Genomic DNA, 15309 nt, shown 5'->3' with positions numbered 1-15309 from the left:
TTATCGTTTCAAGCTATTAACCGTCTGGAGCATGTTATCTGCCGTTTGGATAGTCTTTGAGTTGGCTTCATAAGCTCTTTGAGCTGTGATTAGATCGGTCATCTCCTCTACTAGGCGTACATTGCTTAATTCTAAAAAACCCTGCCGTAATTGCCCATAGCCATCGCTATTAGCATTACCCACAATAGCCGGTCCACTAGCTGAAGTTACTGCTAAAAGATTATCCCCTAAAGCATGCAAACCAGCCGGGTTAATAAAATTAGCTAAGGTAATCTGGCCTATCACATTAGAAGTACTTGCATTGCCCTGTGTAACACTAACCGTGCCATCTACCCCGATACTAATTTGGGTGGTGTCTTGAGGGAAGGTGATTTGTGGAATGAGTAAATACCCCTCTGTTGTAACCATGTTACCTTGATCATCAATTTTAAAATTACCTGCACGGGTATAAGCAGTGGAGCCATCAGGCATTTGAATCTGAAAAAAGCCCTTACCAGTAATGGCGATGTCTAAGTTATTTTCTGTCTCTTTAGGGCTACCCTGAGAAAACATCTTAGTTACGCTAGCAGCGCGCACCCCTAAGCCTACTTCAATACCATTTGGCGATCTAGTGGTATCAGAAGTAGAGGTACCGGCATACTGTAAAGCTTGGTAAAATAGATCGTTAAAATCTGCCCGTTGCCGTTTAAAACCCACCGTATTAACGTTGGCAATGTTGTTAGAAGTGGTGTCAATATGGGTTTGTTGTCCTAACATGCCTGTTGTCGCACTGTAAAGAGATCGTAACATCGCTAACCTTTTAATGAAAATGTGGGCATTATACCCTATCTCTTTAAATTTGCCTTAGAATTGATAACTCAAATACACCGTAACCGAGCGCCCGGGGGCAGATTGTAACCCTGCTGGACTAGAGCCAATACCTGTAAAGAAGTATTTCATGTTAAAGATATTATTCACCTGTAAACTCCCCACAATTTTATGTCTCCCACTTTCCCAGAATATCTGGCTTATTTCAATATTCCACACCCAATACCAAGGCAAGAGCCCTTCATGTTGGGTCATACACCACTCTGCACATTGATAACCACTATTGTTTACACTTTCAAAATTATTCCCTCCGCTATAATACTGCGTTCCATAATAACCCCCCGCTGTGCTATTGCTAATCCCACTGTAAGCACGGCTATAAAAATAGCTAGAGAGTCCAAAGGTGGTTTTAGCATAGGTGTAGCGCGCATCAAAAATAAACTGATAGGGGCTTACAAAGGGGAAATGTTTATTGTAACTTGTGCCGGGGAGTACATCGCCGTTTAAATCTGTTAAAGGGCTATGGCTTGTAACACGGGTATCAATGTAGTTAAAGGCCGCATGGAATTGTAATCCTTTAATTGGTCTATAATACATCTCTAGCTCTACGCCTTGAGAATAGCCATCAACCGGGCGTACATTGCCCTTCATCGGGCCACTGGTGTAAACAGAATACTGACCTGTTGCAAAATCGCGTGCCCAAATGCGGAAGTAATCAGCATTAAAACTAAAATTTTCTTTATAAGTATAACGCGCGCCGGCCTCTACCTCATCAAAGTGTTGGGTGAAATACTCCGCCCCACCATAACTTAAAACATCTAATTGGGGGGGAACATAGCTGCGCTGGAAGTTAAAATAAGTAAGCACAGTGTGATCGCCTTGTACCGGAATAAAGCCAATATTAGCTGAGGGCATCCAGTTATTCATGTGCTTGATCTTTTTTAAATCATTCTCAGGGATAGAAACCCAATTAGAGGCGTTCTCATTGTTATATTGTACTAAAGCATAGCGCAAACCGGGTACGACAAAAAAGCGCCCGTTGCTCGTTTCAATGCGATCGCTTAAATAAATCGCGGTGTAGTTATTGTGCCAATCATTCCAGTTATGATATAATCCGTGTTTGATATGGGGTTGCCAACCACTCATCACATTTGCCCCCGCACATAAAAAACCTTTCCCTTCACCGCTAGTCTGTGTGGCGCACTCATTAGTGTTCATATACTGGCGTTGGAGAAAGGTTGTTGTCATGAAGCGCAAACCCATAATAAAAGTTTGTTTAATCTTGCCACTCTTAACCACTAAATTAACTTTGGGTTCAAAGGCATTATTAATAGATCGCACGGGGTTTTCTACCTCTGCCCAGCCATGATAGTTAGTCGCATAATAGGGCATGGCTAAGTTATAACCAGCAAGACCCTGAGCTGTACAGCTTTCTGTGCTAAAACACTCAACCATATTAGCGCTGTTATAACTAGAGCTCACTTGAAAATCTCTTGTCATGAACTGCCCATAATAAGTGAAACTAAAAGTCCCACCTATCTTATCTAAATCGCCAAAGTGGTTTTCATACACAATCCCAAAGCGTTGCGATCGCCCACCTTTGGCATTAAAGGGGCGTTGATTCATAAAACGATTTTGTTGGTAGTTTTGGCTACTTAGGCTTCCGGGCTGGGCGATATTAAACTTATAGTATTGGTAGTAGGCTTTAATCCCATTTTTTTCATTAATGTCATAGACTCCATCAAGCCAGTAGTTTTGGATATTAGTTGGGCTATTATCTCTAAAACCTTGCCCGTTAACCCAGTTAGCCTGTGCCTGCACACCAAAGTGTTTATTAATCATGCCTCCACTTCTTACATAGGTGTTATAAAGCATATTATTACTTAAAGACTTTAGAAAAGAGGAATCGCCTGTATTTGAAGGAGGGCTAGCAAAACCGGCATTTCTAGCCTTAGCCCAATAGGTAACTCTCTCTGCTACTTGGCTTTCCCAGTGCTTAGGAATGGGTTTAGTGATGATATTAACAATCCCCCCATAAGTATTAGGCCCATACTGCACACTTCCCCCGCCTTTAATCACATCAATGCGATCTACGGCTTGGAAAGTAACCGGGAAAATATCTAATTCAATATGAGAGTAGGGAGCCATGTAAACAGGAATGCCATTAACCAACATTAGTGTTGCATCGCTATGCCCTGAGCCACCTGCGCCAAAGCCTCTAATTTGAATCGAGGGCATCGCGCCTACACCTGTTGTATTTCTAACCTGCATTCCCGGGACATTTTGTAAAACCTCTTCAATGCTTTGGTTAGCGGTTTGGGTAAGTTGTTTATTAGAGATCACCGTGCGGCTACCGGTGTATTTTTTAACCTCTTCATCTTGCCAACTCTTAGGGGCTGTAATCCCGCTATAACCTAGATTGACATGGCCGGAGTAATCTGTTTTATCTTTTTGACCCGATGTAGAGACTTTACCTAAAGTGTAGGTTTTATCCTTAGCCACTAGAGTTGCTTGAGTAACCAAACTAGCCATTAAAACCCAGTATAATTTTTTATGCAACTAAAACTCCTTGTTCTAAAAATTTTAGAAGGCAGGAAAGATCATTGAAACTTGAGGCGAAGGATTTAGTAATAAAAATCCGTTTTTTTTAATAAAACATGGGGATATTACAACAATATAATTAAAATTTTCTGAAACAGAGCGCGCTGTATTAATCTATGGCGTATTTTGATCTAGCAGATAATCCCCACTTTTTACACACACAATTTTGGTATTGTGGATACTGGGCAGTACATTTTTATTGCGGCTAAGTTCTTCAATTGCATACTGGCTACATGTACCTTGATTAGGGCGCACTACTTTTTCTTTCCAAGCTAAATATTCTGGTGCGTTAGCTGTGTTGCTATCTAAATACTTTCCCTCATACACCTCTACAAATTCCATAAATTGCGGGCTTAGGTGTAGATCGTCTTTATTAATAACCGTGCTGCGCTCTGCTTTATTCTCATCTAAGATTTGTTTATATTCTGTGGAGGTATCACTCCCTACTTGGGGCGGGCGTTTATAGGTTTTGGTGGTTCTAATAGTAGTTGTTAAGTAGGTACTTGTCCACTCTTGCACACTATTAGGCTCAATATATAAGCATTGACGGGTTCTAGCGCGGTAGCATAATTTTTCTGAGTAATTGGCTTTGCTGAGTGTGAAAGTGTGCGTGGTTTTAACGGGGGCAAATTCTTGAATTTGATCGGGTAGTTGTGTGTAGGCTAAAATGATTTTACCGCTTTTGCCATGCGTGCTATCAAAATTACAAGGGCTAATATCTAAATACTGCCCGCTAGTTCTATCTAAACGACGCACCAAAGTAGGGCGGATAGCTTGTAATTTATCATCTTCATAAGTCCAATAACCACAGGCCACTTCTTGGGTATCATCATTAGTAGAATCTAAATCTATTGGGGTATTTTGCGTTTCTAATTGTTTGGAGATAGAGGCATTAGACGGGGTGGCTGTTATTTGTGTAGGGCTTGGGCTTTGAGGCATAGGGAGCAAGATATTATCATCAGGAGAAACATAACTTGGTTGGTTATCAGAGGGATTAGAGATTGTTAAATCTTGGCTATTAGCAGAATTAGAGGTGTAGGGTTGTGAGTCTTGTAGGGCAGGGGAGGTATTATTATAACCTTGATTAGAAGAAGCCCTAGTAGAACGGCTAGAAGTTTTAGAAGTTTTACTGGTGCGTTTAGTTGTACTTGTTGTACGCGAGGTAGTACCGGTGCGAGTAGAGCGCGCACGCGTGCTAGAAGTTTTTGACGCGCTAGAAGTTCTTGTGCGTCTGCTTGTAGGTGTACTTTTGGTGCTTAAAGTAGCTAGAGAACTAGGTTTAGAAAAACGCGTATTAGATTCTGTGAGGGTGGTTTGGGTTTGTGGGCTCTGTTGGTTGCGTGTTATTTTTGTAGGGTCTGTGCTAAATCTTGTTACCCGGTGGGCAGATGAGGTAAAATGAGAGGTTTTGGAGTTAGAGTACGAGTTTAAATCACCCATACCCAAAATACTTGACACTTTTTGCGTACCTAGTTCTTTAAAATAAATATGTGTACCCTTGCTAATTTTAGAGGGTAAAATACTACCCAGTTGTTCAGAGGCTTGTACTTGTGAGAGAGGATAAATCTGAGATTTGGAATATTTTTTAAGGGGCAACCTTTTAAGTTGGGTGGCTTTTAAAGTAAGTGTATTGCCTGCAATGTTATAAGTCCCCTTTACTATTAAATGTTTTTGGGGGGTGTTTTTGTAAAGAACCACTCCGCTAAAATGCCCTGATTTTTGCTTTCTTAAAAAAATATCTGTGGTGGTCTCAATGGCTAAGGCCTGCAACCAAGAAGCCATCGCTGCATATACTAAAAAAATCCAAACCATTTAAAACTCCTAACCGGTATTGCGTAGCCCCTGGGCAATGCCTATTAAAGTACTTTCTATGGCTAGCTTTAATTTTGCCTGCTTTAGGCTATCTGCTTGATCAAAGACTTTAATGAGCTCAATTTGTAAGCAGTTTAGAGCGTTGATATAAGGTTTTCTAAATAAAATACCTTGTTGTATCAGCGGGTCTTTTTCTAAAAGTTTTGTTTCTAAGCGTACCGCTAATACTAAGCGCAAGGTTATTTGATACTCTCTTTCAATGCATTCCCAAATCTTAGTCGCATTTTGAGTGTGTAGGGCAAAGCAGTGGTATTGTTTAGCAATGTCTAGATCAACCTTTAAAAGCACCTGAGCGATGTTATCTAACACGACCTTAAAAAACCCTCCCTCTTGGTAATGATCGCGTAAGTGTTCTAAAGGCACACTTTGCAAAGCACTACCCACCCCATACCAAGCGGGCAAAATACTGCGGTTTTGAGTCCAAGCAAAGACCCAAGGGATTGCCCGTAAATCCTCAATACAGCTACTTTCCTTGCGCTTAGCCGGGCGAGAGCCAAGATTGAGTTCTTGGATAAAGGTAATGGGGGTGGCGTATTTAAAATAGTCTAAAAAACCGGGCATGGTGTATAGTTGGCGGTAGGTCTGATAAGAGAGAGTAGAGAGGGTTTGCATGGTTTGTGTGGCTAGACTTTTAGGTGGAGAAATACCATGTGTATCATAAATAGATTTTTTCAACAAAGCGCCCATGATGTTAGAGAGGTTTTTATGTGCGCTAGTGGCGTTGAGATATCTAGAACTAATCACTTCGCCTTGTTCGGTGATTTTTAAGGTATCTTGCACGCTATAAAGAGGCGCGCTTAAAAGGGCATCTTCTAAACTCCCACCCCCACGACTCACACTCCCCCCGCGTCCATGGAATAAAATAAACTGAATGTCTAATTCTTTTCCTAAAGCCATGAGCTCACTAATAGCGATGTAAAGATTATAATTACTGGCAAATATCCCCCCATCTTTACTTGAGTCTGAATAGCCAATCATGATCTCTTGTTTATTATCCATGCTTTTTAGATAGGCTTTATAGTGGGAATTGGCGTATAGGGTTTGTAAAATTCGTGGGGCATGGTTGAGATCGTTGATGGTTTCAAAAAGGGGGGTGATGTAGATTTGGTAAGGGTGATTTAATCTAGCCTGCTTAGCCAGCCATAACACACAAAGCAAATCGCTAGCTTGAGTGGTCATAGAGACAATAATAGAGGCAAAGGTAGGCTTAGCAATTCTAATCTTTGCCCATATAATTGTTAGAAAAGCCTCTAAGAGGCGTTTACACTCCTCACTCACTTTAGGCAATAGTGTAGAAAGAGCTAGAGGTTCTAAACTAAGGGCATGATCTAAAATTTCTAATTTTTGATCTTCTCCTAGACTATGAAAACCAGAGCACAAACCAAGCAGGCTAAAAACCTCACTCACGGCATAAAGAAAAACCTCTCTATGTTCTCTAAAATCTAGGCGCAATAAATGAAACCCACCTAAAAGTACCAAGTGCTTGAAATGCAATAAAGAGCGCTGTAAACTTGGTTTGAGATTTTTAAGTAGTAGCGTAATATCTGCCAGTAATTCTTGAGCATCTTGGTAAGCGAAATCTATAGGTAGAGGGGAATTTAGAGCAATGAGGCGGTTTTTTAGCTTTAACTCCATTAAAACTAACTTGGCTCTAAAGGGCTCTTTAATGTGTAACCTAGCACTTGTCAAATCCAGTTTAGAATAATGTGCTTCTAAATCTGCCTTTAAATCCTCTGAAATGGGGCAAAGATCAGCAGAAATAGAAAGCTCACGGCGTAACTTTTTAATTTGTTTTAAATAAAGATTGATGATTAAATCATGTTGGATTAAGATCACTTGGCGCACTAGATCATTACTCACCGTAGGATTGCCATCGCGATCGCCCCCTATCCAACTACCTAATTGAATTGGAGCATGTTCTAAGGGTTGTTCTAACTTCTCTTGGATTTCTTGGAACAACTCTAAACAACTGGACAAAAGCGAGTTTTCCAAAATATAAAGTAAGTTATCTAGCTCAAAGAGTACTTCTAGTTTTTCTTGGCGTACAAGGTGGCTATTCCATAAAAGACGCAAGCGATAAGCTAGGCGCTCTTTAGCATGTTTGGTTGCATGGGGGCTACAAGGGTTATCAAAAAGTGTAGAGAGGTCTTGATACATTTCATAAATAGCTTCTAGGAAGGTACGGCGCATGGATTGGGTGGGGTGGGCAGTAAAAACGGGGTAAAAAGTAATTTGGCTAAACTTCTCTTGCAGGGTTTTCTCTGTAAATCCTTCTTGTTTAAGAGAGCTATAGGCCTGTGTAATGCCTAACAAAGAGGGTTGTTTATTCTGGTAGCGCTCCTCAATGATATTAGCCAAAATATTATAGAGAGAAAAGGCCTTAATCACATCTAAAATCTGTTCGGAGGCAATACTAGCCTGTAATTGTTTTGTCAACATTTCTTGAGGGGCAGAGCTACTAAATAACTCTTTAAGTGCCAAAAAATGATTGATGCTAGCCGGGCTAAATTCTTGTAAAATTTCTAGTAATAAGTCTTGGAGAAAGTTTAGCTCTAGTTGGGTGTTTTGGTGCACAACTCCTCCTATAAAACAAAGCTTAAGTTGTTTTTTCCTACAATACGGGGCTATTATAGTGCAAAAAGGTAACCTGTGTCCACTCCTTTTAAAACTTTGCCTATCTACACCAATCAAGATACCGGTGCACTTTTATCTAAAAAGATTGCCATTTTAGGCTATGGATCGCATGGCCGTGCCCATGCCCTTAATCTTAAAGATAGCGGAGTAAATGTAAAAATTGGGCTATACCCTTCAAGCCCTAGCATTGCGCGCGCTAAGAGTGATGGGTTTGAAGTTTTAAGCGTTAGTGCATGCGTACAAGTTTGTGATGTGCTAGTTTTACTCTTACCCGATGAAATCCATGGAGATATTTATCGCCAAGAAATTGCGCCCCATATTAAGCCCGGACAAACCTTAATTTTTGCCCATGGGTTTAGTATCTGTTTTGAACAAATTAAAGCACCTGTTGGGGTGGGGGTGGTGTTAGTTTCGCCTAAGGGCACGGGTAAGGCGGTGCGTGAGACTTATCAACAAGGTAGCGGGGTTTTTGCTCTCATGGCAGTAGAACAAGAAAATAGCGCACAAAATGCTAAAGAGATTGCTTTGGGCTATGCTTGTGCTCTTGGGTGTGGCCGTGTGGGGATTTTAGAAACCACTTTTAAAGATGAAACACATGGCGATCTTTTTGGCGAACAGGCGGTACTGTGTGGCGGTCTGGTGGTTTTATTAGAGAAAGCATTTGAAACCTTAGTAGAAGCCGGTTATCCAATGGAGATTGCTTATTTTGAGTGTATCCATGAAATTAAGGTAATTGCAGATTTGATTTATACTAAGGGTGTGGCTAGCATGCAAGATCATATTTCTAATACGGCTGAATATGGCGGGCTTGTGAGTGGGGATAAAATTGTAGGCGCTGGTGTTAAAACACGCATGCAAGAAGTGTTAAAGAGTATTCAAAATGGCGCGTTTACACGGCAATTTTTAGAGGAAAAAGAACAGGGTTATCCGCAAATAAAAGCCCATAAGAAAGCTTTTAAAACCCACCCTATAGAACAAATCGGGGCGCATTTGCGCGGGTATTTATTTAAGAATTAAGGGAACTCGTGGTTATCACAATTACATCTGGCAAAGGGGGAGTGGGTAAGAGTACAACTACGGCTAATTTAGCCATCGGGTTAGCCATGCAAGGCAAAAAAGTCTTAGCAATTGATTTTGATATTGGGTTGCGCAATTTAGACATGATTTTAGGTTTAGAAAACCGCATCGTTTATGATGTTGTAGATGTGATGGAGGGTAACTGTAAATTGCCCCAAGCCCTCATCAATGATAAAAAAAACAAAGACCTTTATTTCCTACCCGCCTCACAGAGTAAGGATAAAAATATTTTAGACAAGGCTAAAGTGCAGGCATTACTTGATGCAGTTAGAACCCAATTTGACTTTATTTTATTAGATTCTCCTGCTGGGATTGAAAGCGGGTTTGAACATGCCATGCTCTTTGCCGATCGCGCTATTATTGTGGTAACGCCAGAGGTTAGCAGTGTCAGAGATAGCGATCGCGTGATTGGAATTATTGATGCTAAGAGTCAAAAGGTTAAAGAGGGGCAAGAGATGATCAAAGATATTTTAATCAACCGTATCAAGCCTGAGTTAGTAGAAAAGCAAGAAATGCTTTCCAATGAAGATGTATTAAAAATTCTAGCCTTGCCTCTTATTGGTTTAGTACCCGAAGATGATAAGATCATTTCAGCCACTAACACAGGAGAGCCCATTATTTATAGCTCAAGCCCTAGCGCTTTAGCTTTTAAACGAATCACACAGCGCCTTTTGGGTCAAGAGGTTGCCTTTCCTGAATTTAAAGCTAAAAAAGGTCTAGTTGGGGCTATTAAGGGGTGGTTTGCATGAATTTGCTTGCTAGATTTTCTAAAAGCTCTAGTAGCGCGAGTGTGGCTAAGGACCGATTAAGACTTGTTTTAGCCTGTGATCGCAGCATGCGCTTGCCTTATATTGAAGACATGAAAAAAGAAATTTTGGCTGTGGTGCAAAAATACACCCAAACAAGTAAAATTGATGTACGGGCTAATTCTAACCACGATATTGATACTTTAGAAGTTGAAATTGTGCTAGAAAGGGATAAGGCTCAAACTTGCCCGTATTAAGCCATTTTAACTACACCTTACTTAACGCGCTACCCACAGTCTTAGGGCATCTTAAAAATCCACCGCAAAATTTATACTATGTGGGTCGCTTAGAGCTTTTCAACGCTCCTTTTAAAATCGCGCTAGTAGGTACGCGTAAACCCAGTGTCTACACCCAGCAACTCACAGCTAAATTAGCAAAGGGCATTATGCAAATGGGGGGAGTGGTGGTCAGTGGTGGGGCTTTTGGGGTAGATATTATTGCCCAAAAAAATGCATTACCCCATACAATTATGATCTCTCCATGTAGTTTAGATTTAATTTATCCTCCAAGTAATCATGCAACCATTACGCGCATTGCTAAAGAAGGCTTACTTGTGAGTGAATACCAAGAGAATTTTCAACCTTATCGTTTTTCATTTTTAGAACGAAACCGTTTAGTGGTGGCTTTAAGCGATTTGGTGATTATTCCAGAAGCAAGCCATAATAGCGGCTCTATGGCAAGCGCTCATTTAGCTCTAGCCCAAAAAAAGCCTCTCTTTGTGTTACCCCAGCGGCTTTATGAGAGTGAGGGAACTCTTTCTCTCTTAGCGCAAAATAAAGCCCAAGCGATTTATGATATAGATGCCTTTTTAGATCAATTAGCCCAAAAATTTAACACAAAGCCCCCTAAAGAAAAAGCACAAAATGCTTTTTTGAAATTCTGCCAGAGTGCGCCTAGTTTTGAGGAGGCGTACGCTCAGTTTGGGGATTTTCTCTTAGAACAAGAACTTTTAGGGGTGGTTAAACGAGAAAATGGGCGGGTTGTGTTGCTATGATCATCGCTTGTGATATTGGGCTTAAACGAATCGGTCTTGCGATTTATGCACAAAAAATTATTCTGCCCCTTAATTCCATTAAACGGATTAATCGCAAACAAGCTAGTTTAGAATTACTCCATTTGCTAGAAACTAAAAAGGCCACAAAACTCATCGTCGGATTGCCCCATGCCTGCTACACCACACGCCAACGCGTTTTACATTTTATTAATCTACTTAACTTTGCGCCTGTGATTTATGTTGAGGAAGATAATAGCAGTGTAGAGGCGCTTACTAATCTTTGGCATTTATCTAGCAAAAAACGCCAAAAAGCCAGCAAAGACGGCGCACTAGATAGTTTGGCTGCCTGTGAGATTTTAAGGCGCTATCTAGCTCAAGAAATGTTGGTATAAAGCGCGACGACATCATCATCTTCTTCTATTCTATCTAAAAGCTTTCTACTCTCAGCTAGGGCTTCTTCGCTTAAATCAATGGGGGTATTAGCGATTCGTTGTAAAGAGGCTTTTAGAATGGGGAGTTTTAAGGCATCAAATCCTTCATGGAGTTCTTTAAAACTCGTATAATCACCTATTGCCACTAATACATCTTCAATGATTTCCAAAGACTCTAAACCATAATCAATTAAGGCTAACTCCACATCTTCGCTTGAAAACCCTAAAGAAGCTAGATCAGAAAGGGCGCATTCAAAGACACTTTTTTTAGAAAACATGAATTCTAAAGAACCATTGCTAAGAATACTGGCCCCGGGTGTTTTATTAAAATAGCTTTTAAGATTAGCAATGGTGCGGGTGGGGTTATCTGTCATGCACTCAATAAAGAGCAAAACACCATAATTAGCCCGCCCCTCATAGCTAATTTCTATCAAATTCCCCTCACTACTGCTTGCCCGCTTGATTGCTGCCTCAATATTATCCTTTGGCATGTTTTGGGCTTTAGCATTTAAAATAGCCGTGCGTAATTTAGCATTGCTAGCTGGATCGCCCCCACCCTCCTTAGCTGCTAGCGTAATAGCCTTAGCTAGTTTAGGAAAAATTTTACTCATTTTATCCCAGCGTTTTTCCTTAGCCGCTCGTCTGTATTCAAAAGCTCTTCCCATTAAACCTCCCTTTGTAAAATTTCTGCGATCTCTTTAGCGTGATAACTAATGATTATATCTGCCCCCGCCCGCTTAAAAGCTATCATGGTTTCAAATAAAAGCGCTGGATAATCCATGAGATTTTGTGCCTGTGCAAGTTTAAACATAGCATATTCCCCGCTTACATTATAAACCGCCAAAGGTAAAAGCGTGCGTTCACGGACATCGCGCAAAATATCTAAATACGCTAAGGCTGGCTTGATCATTAAAATATCTGCCCCCTGCACCTCATCTTCTAAGCTTTCTAAAATAGCCTCCCTGCGGTTAGCAAAATCCATTTGATAGCTCTTGCGGTCTCCAAAACTAGGGGCTGAGTTGGCCGCATCTCTAAAAGGGCCATAATAGCTACTAGCAAATTTAGTTGAATAACTCATGATAGGAATATGATTAAAATTAGCCTTATCTAAAGCCTTGCGTAAACTAGCTACCATGCCATCAAGCATAGCGCTAGGGGCAATCATATCCACCCCGCTTTCTACTAAGATCAAAGCCTGCTTTTCTAAAATTTCTAGGGTGGCATCGTTGTCTAAAACCCCCTCTTTTAAAATCCCACAATGCCCGTGATTGGTGTATTCGCAAAAACACAAATCGGCGATCACACATAAATGAGGAAAATGCTTTTTGATGGCTCTTGTTGCCTGAGCTACAGGGTGATTAGAATCAAGAGCTGCTGAACCTATAGCGTCTTTATGCTTAGGGATACCAAAGAGTAAAACCGCTTGAATGCCTAAATCTTGCAAAAGTCTACACTCATCTAGCAAAACTTTAAGACCCATTTGATAGACCCCGGGCATGGAGGCAATGGGGGTTTTGTCTTCTAAACCTTCTGCAATAAAAAGAGGGGCGATAAAATCTTGTATACAAAGCTTGGTTTGGCACACAAGCGTACGCATGGTTTGTGTGGATCTAAGGCGTCTAAAGCGTTTAAACATGATCTCTCCTTTTAAAGCAGTTTTCACAAAAATTCATTCCAATAGCCTCTCTAAGCCCATCTAGTGATAAAAACCCCACAAAATCCGCCCCAATTTTTAAGGCTTCCTCTCCTGCTATACTTAAAAGCTCGCTCTCCTCTGGAATGTCTATCCCCCAAAAGCAAGCGGAGAGAAGAGGGGGGGCGCTTAAAAGTAAACTAATGTGTTTAGCCCCTGCTCTTTTTAACATTTGTATCACTACAGAGCTTGTTGTACCGCGTACTAAAGAATCATCTATCAGAATTAAACTTTTATCTTTAACACTATTTGGTACAAGCATGAATTTTTGTTCTGCTTTAAGCAGGCGTTCTTTTTGCGTGGGCTCTATAAAAGAGCGCCCCACATAGGGATTAAGGTTAAGAAGGGGGGCAAAGGGTAGGTTGAGGCTTTTGGCATAAGAAAGGGCTGCTAGCGTGCCACTATTAGGAATAGGAATTACTAAATCTGCTTTAAGGGGCTGTTCTTTGGCTAGAATTTTACCCAGATGCTCACGCAGAGTATAAACACTCTGGTTAAAAAGCTGGCTAGCAGGGTGGCTAAAATAAATCGCCTCAAACACGCAGGGGCTAGGGTTATTTGTTGGCTGTTTTAAAGTTTGCATGCCCTCTTTTGAAAAAACTAATATTTCCCCCGCTTCAACCTCTCTAATGTTTGTTGCCCTTAGAGCCTGCAGAACACAAGTTTCACTAGCTAGCATAAACCCTTCATTTAAAAAACCTACACTTAAGGGTCTAAAACCCTTCACATCTCGTATAGCAATTAAAGTCTCTGCACTCAAGAGTAAAAAACTATAGCCCCCTTGTAGCTGTGGCAAAATTTCTTGTACCTTGCTTATTAAACTTTTGGCTTGGCTTTTTTCTAAGAGATTTAGAATAAAAGAGGCGGGGGAATTTGTGTTAGATAAGCGCCCGCAAAAGGCAAGGGCTAAAGAATGGTTGTTTTGAAAATCCTGATGCGTACCTAGATTTTGGCCGATGGCATGTTTACTTTCTAAAGTTGTGGTTTCTAAATTGGGGGGGTTAATGAGATTTTTACCATTTGAGAGGATAAAACGCATGCCTTGCTGGCCACGGTGTTGTAAAGCCAATAAAGCTTGGTGGAGTGGGGGCTTAGAGGAGTGATAAAAACCAATCATGAAGTTTTAAGAGATTTTTGAGGATCTGGAAATTTAAGAAAGGAGGGGGTTAATTCTTGTAAAACACAACCATGGATTGTAAAAAAGTTTTTACCTTCATGGTGGGCATAACTTAGATGAAATCCCAAAGTATCTAAAGCGCTTTTAATGATATACATGCCAAGCCCAAACCCGTGGGCATCACTGGGTTTTTCATGCTGAAAATAAGGCTTAAAGTAATGAATCAAATCTTCTTTAAGCGCTTGACCTTGATTAGAAAGCCGTATATCCTTACCCACTACCTCAACCCGTACTTGTCGGTTAGGGCTGTATTTAAGCCCATTATCTAAAAGATTTTTAATCACTAAACTAAAGAGTTCAAAATCGGTTTCAAAAACACAATTGGGTACATCAGCCTGAATACAAGTACTCTCATGTTCAAGCAAGAGCATATTTTTGACATGCTCAAGCAAGTGATCCATTAAAAAAACCTCTTTAGTGATTTTGTAGTTCTTAGAGGATAATTGTTCGATGCGTGCAAATTGTTCAATCAAAGTATTGAGTCGTTTAAAAGTGGCTAAAAGGCGTTCTTTTTGGAGGGTATCACCTACCATTTCTGCTACAATCATGCCCTTTGTAATAGGGGTACGCAATTCATGCATAATGGCACGCAAAAATAAAATGCGCGATTCATTCATGCTCTTGATTTTCTTAATAGCATTATCAAAGGCTAAAGCTAAATCGCCGATTTCATCTTGTTGATCGATCTTACATTCAATGTTCATCTCACCCTTAGAAAATAAATGTACTTTTTTGCGTAATTCATTAATAGGCATGAAACCCTGTAACATGAACATGAAAATTAAAATGATTAAAAGCGCCCCACATAAAATAGCAAAGTAGTAATTGCGATAAGAAGTTTTATGTATCTCTTCATGCTGCACCGTATTACCCTGACTTTTAAGAGAGATAAATATCTTATTGCCTACTTTAATGATTTGGGCTAGAGGGTTTTTGCTATCTTCAACTTTATCTTTCTGGTTGGCTAAGATTTCATGGAGCTCTTGTGGGGTGATCTCTTGAAAACCTAGTTCGTGTAAATACACCTCAGCAGAGTAGCGATTACTCCTATCGGCTAGTACTTGGTTAATCGTGGTGATGAATTGCTGGTGGCGGATCTGGGTTTGGAAGTTCTCATGATCAATTTGAGAATGGATAAAGTAATAGGAAAAAGCCGCAAAACTAGCAATTGAGACAACAAATAAAAAAACAATCTTACTAAAGATAGAAGATGACAA

General features: G+C 40.5%; 13 protein-coding genes. 5 read left to right on the top strand and 8 right to left on the bottom strand.

The features are described from left to right. The 4 genes from flgG to OO773_RS00965 all read right to left on the bottom strand — a co-directional run bounded on the left by flgG (position 1) and on the right by OO773_RS00965 (position 7854). A complete protein-coding gene (flgG, locus tag OO773_RS00980; RefSeq protein WP_040499053.1) occupies positions 1-789 on the bottom strand; it encodes a flagellar basal-body rod protein FlgG in 789 nt (262 codons plus the stop codon). Positions 790-843: 54 nt separating this feature from the next. Further along, entirely contained in the window at positions 844-3339 is a 2496-nt protein-coding gene (locus OO773_RS00975; protein WP_141556961.1) for a TonB-dependent receptor family protein, read from the bottom strand. Between the two features lie 183 nt (positions 3340-3522). Next, entirely contained in the window at positions 3523-5220 is a 1698-nt protein-coding gene (locus OO773_RS00970) for a hypothetical protein (protein ID WP_073115432.1), read from the bottom strand. A 9-nt stretch (positions 5221-5229) separates the two neighbouring features. After that, positions 5230-7854, bottom strand: coding sequence for a phosphoenolpyruvate carboxylase (locus OO773_RS00965; protein WP_034376427.1), 2625 nt, complete (start codon positions 7852-7854; stop codon positions 5230-5232). A gap of 96 nt (positions 7855-7950) precedes the next feature. Here OO773_RS00965 and ilvC point away from each other — a divergent pair, with 96 nt between their 5' ends. Genes ilvC through ruvX form a run of 5 tightly spaced genes read left to right on the top strand, consistent with a single transcriptional unit; the run spans position 7951 to position 11183 of the window. Continuing rightward, positions 7951-8931 (top strand): ketol-acid reductoisomerase, encoded by a 981-nt coding sequence (gene ilvC, locus OO773_RS00960; protein ID WP_006563889.1) that lies wholly within the window; start codon positions 7951-7953, stop codon positions 8929-8931. 8 nt (positions 8932-8939) lie between these two features. Beyond that, the gene (minD, locus tag OO773_RS00955; protein ID WP_006563890.1) at positions 8940-9740 is read left to right on the top strand and encodes a septum site-determining protein MinD; all 801 of its coding nucleotides are present in this window, start codon (positions 8940-8942) and stop codon (positions 9738-9740) included. Beyond that, a complete protein-coding gene (gene minE, locus OO773_RS00950) occupies positions 9737-9994 on the top strand; it encodes a cell division topological specificity factor MinE (RefSeq protein WP_034376430.1) in 258 nt (85 codons plus the stop codon). The genes minD and minE overlap by 4 nt, the downstream gene beginning before the upstream one ends. After that, positions 9982-10791 (top strand): DNA-processing protein DprA, encoded by an 810-nt coding sequence (gene dprA, locus OO773_RS00945; RefSeq protein WP_006563892.1) that lies wholly within the window; start codon positions 9982-9984, stop codon positions 10789-10791. Before minE ends, dprA begins: the two co-directional genes overlap by 13 nt. Continuing rightward, positions 10788-11183, top strand: a complete 396-nt coding sequence (ruvX, locus tag OO773_RS00940) for a Holliday junction resolvase RuvX (RefSeq protein ID WP_006563893.1) — start codon at positions 10788-10790, stop codon at positions 11181-11183. Before dprA ends, ruvX begins: the two co-directional genes overlap by 4 nt. Here ruvX and OO773_RS00935 read toward each other — a convergent pair. Genes OO773_RS00935 through OO773_RS00920 form a run of 4 tightly spaced genes read right to left on the bottom strand, consistent with a single transcriptional unit; the run spans position 11165 to position 15309 of the window. Beyond that, positions 11165-11887 carry a YebC/PmpR family DNA-binding transcriptional regulator gene (locus OO773_RS00935; protein ID WP_006563894.1) on the bottom strand — a complete coding sequence of 241 codons (723 nt, stop codon included), beginning with the start codon at positions 11885-11887 and terminating at the stop codon, positions 11165-11167. The two genes, ruvX and OO773_RS00935, sit on opposite strands and share 19 nt — an antisense overlap. Next, entirely contained in the window at positions 11887-12858 is a 972-nt protein-coding gene (gene hemB / locus OO773_RS00930) for a porphobilinogen synthase (RefSeq protein WP_040499055.1), read from the bottom strand. Before hemB ends, OO773_RS00935 begins: the two co-directional genes overlap by 1 nt. Further along, positions 12851-14032, bottom strand: coding sequence for an amidophosphoribosyltransferase (locus OO773_RS00925; RefSeq protein ID WP_050780134.1), 1182 nt, complete (start codon positions 14030-14032; stop codon positions 12851-12853). The genes hemB and OO773_RS00925 overlap by 8 nt, the downstream gene beginning before the upstream one ends. Continuing rightward, positions 14029-15309: an ArsS family sensor histidine kinase gene (locus OO773_RS00920; protein WP_264828606.1), complete on the bottom strand. Its 1281-nt coding sequence runs from the start codon at positions 15307-15309 to the stop codon at positions 14029-14031. The genes OO773_RS00925 and OO773_RS00920 overlap by 4 nt, the downstream gene beginning before the upstream one ends.

Origin of the sequence: Helicobacter suis HS1, assembly GCF_026000295.1 — a bacterium.
Classification (GTDB): Bacteria; Campylobacterota; Campylobacteria; order Campylobacterales; family Helicobacteraceae; genus Helicobacter; species Helicobacter suis.
This window is presented reverse-complemented; position numbering and strand designations above follow the sequence as displayed.

Bases quoted from the DNA above. Each gene is read 5' to 3' on its own strand.
- flgG (WP_040499053.1), bottom strand. From the start codon at position 789: ATGTTACGATCTCTTTACAGTGCGACAACAGGCATGTTAGGACAACAA.
- OO773_RS00975 (WP_141556961.1), bottom strand. From the start codon at position 3,339: ATGGCTAGTTTGGTTACTCAAGCAACTCTAGTGGCTAAGGATAAAACC.
- OO773_RS00970 (WP_073115432.1), bottom strand. From the start codon at position 5,220: ATGGTTTGGATTTTTTTAGTATATGCAGCGATGGCTTCTTGGTTGCAG.
- minE (WP_034376430.1), top strand. From the start codon at position 9,737: ATGAATTTGCTTGCTAGATTTTCTAAAAGCTCTAGTAGCGCGAGTGTG.
- ruvX (WP_006563893.1), top strand. From the start codon at position 10,788: ATGATCATCGCTTGTGATATTGGGCTTAAACGAATCGGTCTTGCGATT.
- OO773_RS00935 (WP_006563894.1), bottom strand. From the start codon at position 11,887: ATGGGAAGAGCTTTTGAATACAGACGAGCGGCTAAGGAAAAACGCTGG.
- hemB (WP_040499055.1), bottom strand. From the start codon at position 12,858: ATGTTTAAACGCTTTAGACGCCTTAGATCCACACAAACCATGCGTACG.
- OO773_RS00925 (WP_050780134.1), bottom strand. From the start codon at position 14,032: ATGATTGGTTTTTATCACTCCTCTAAGCCCCCACTCCACCAAGCTTTA.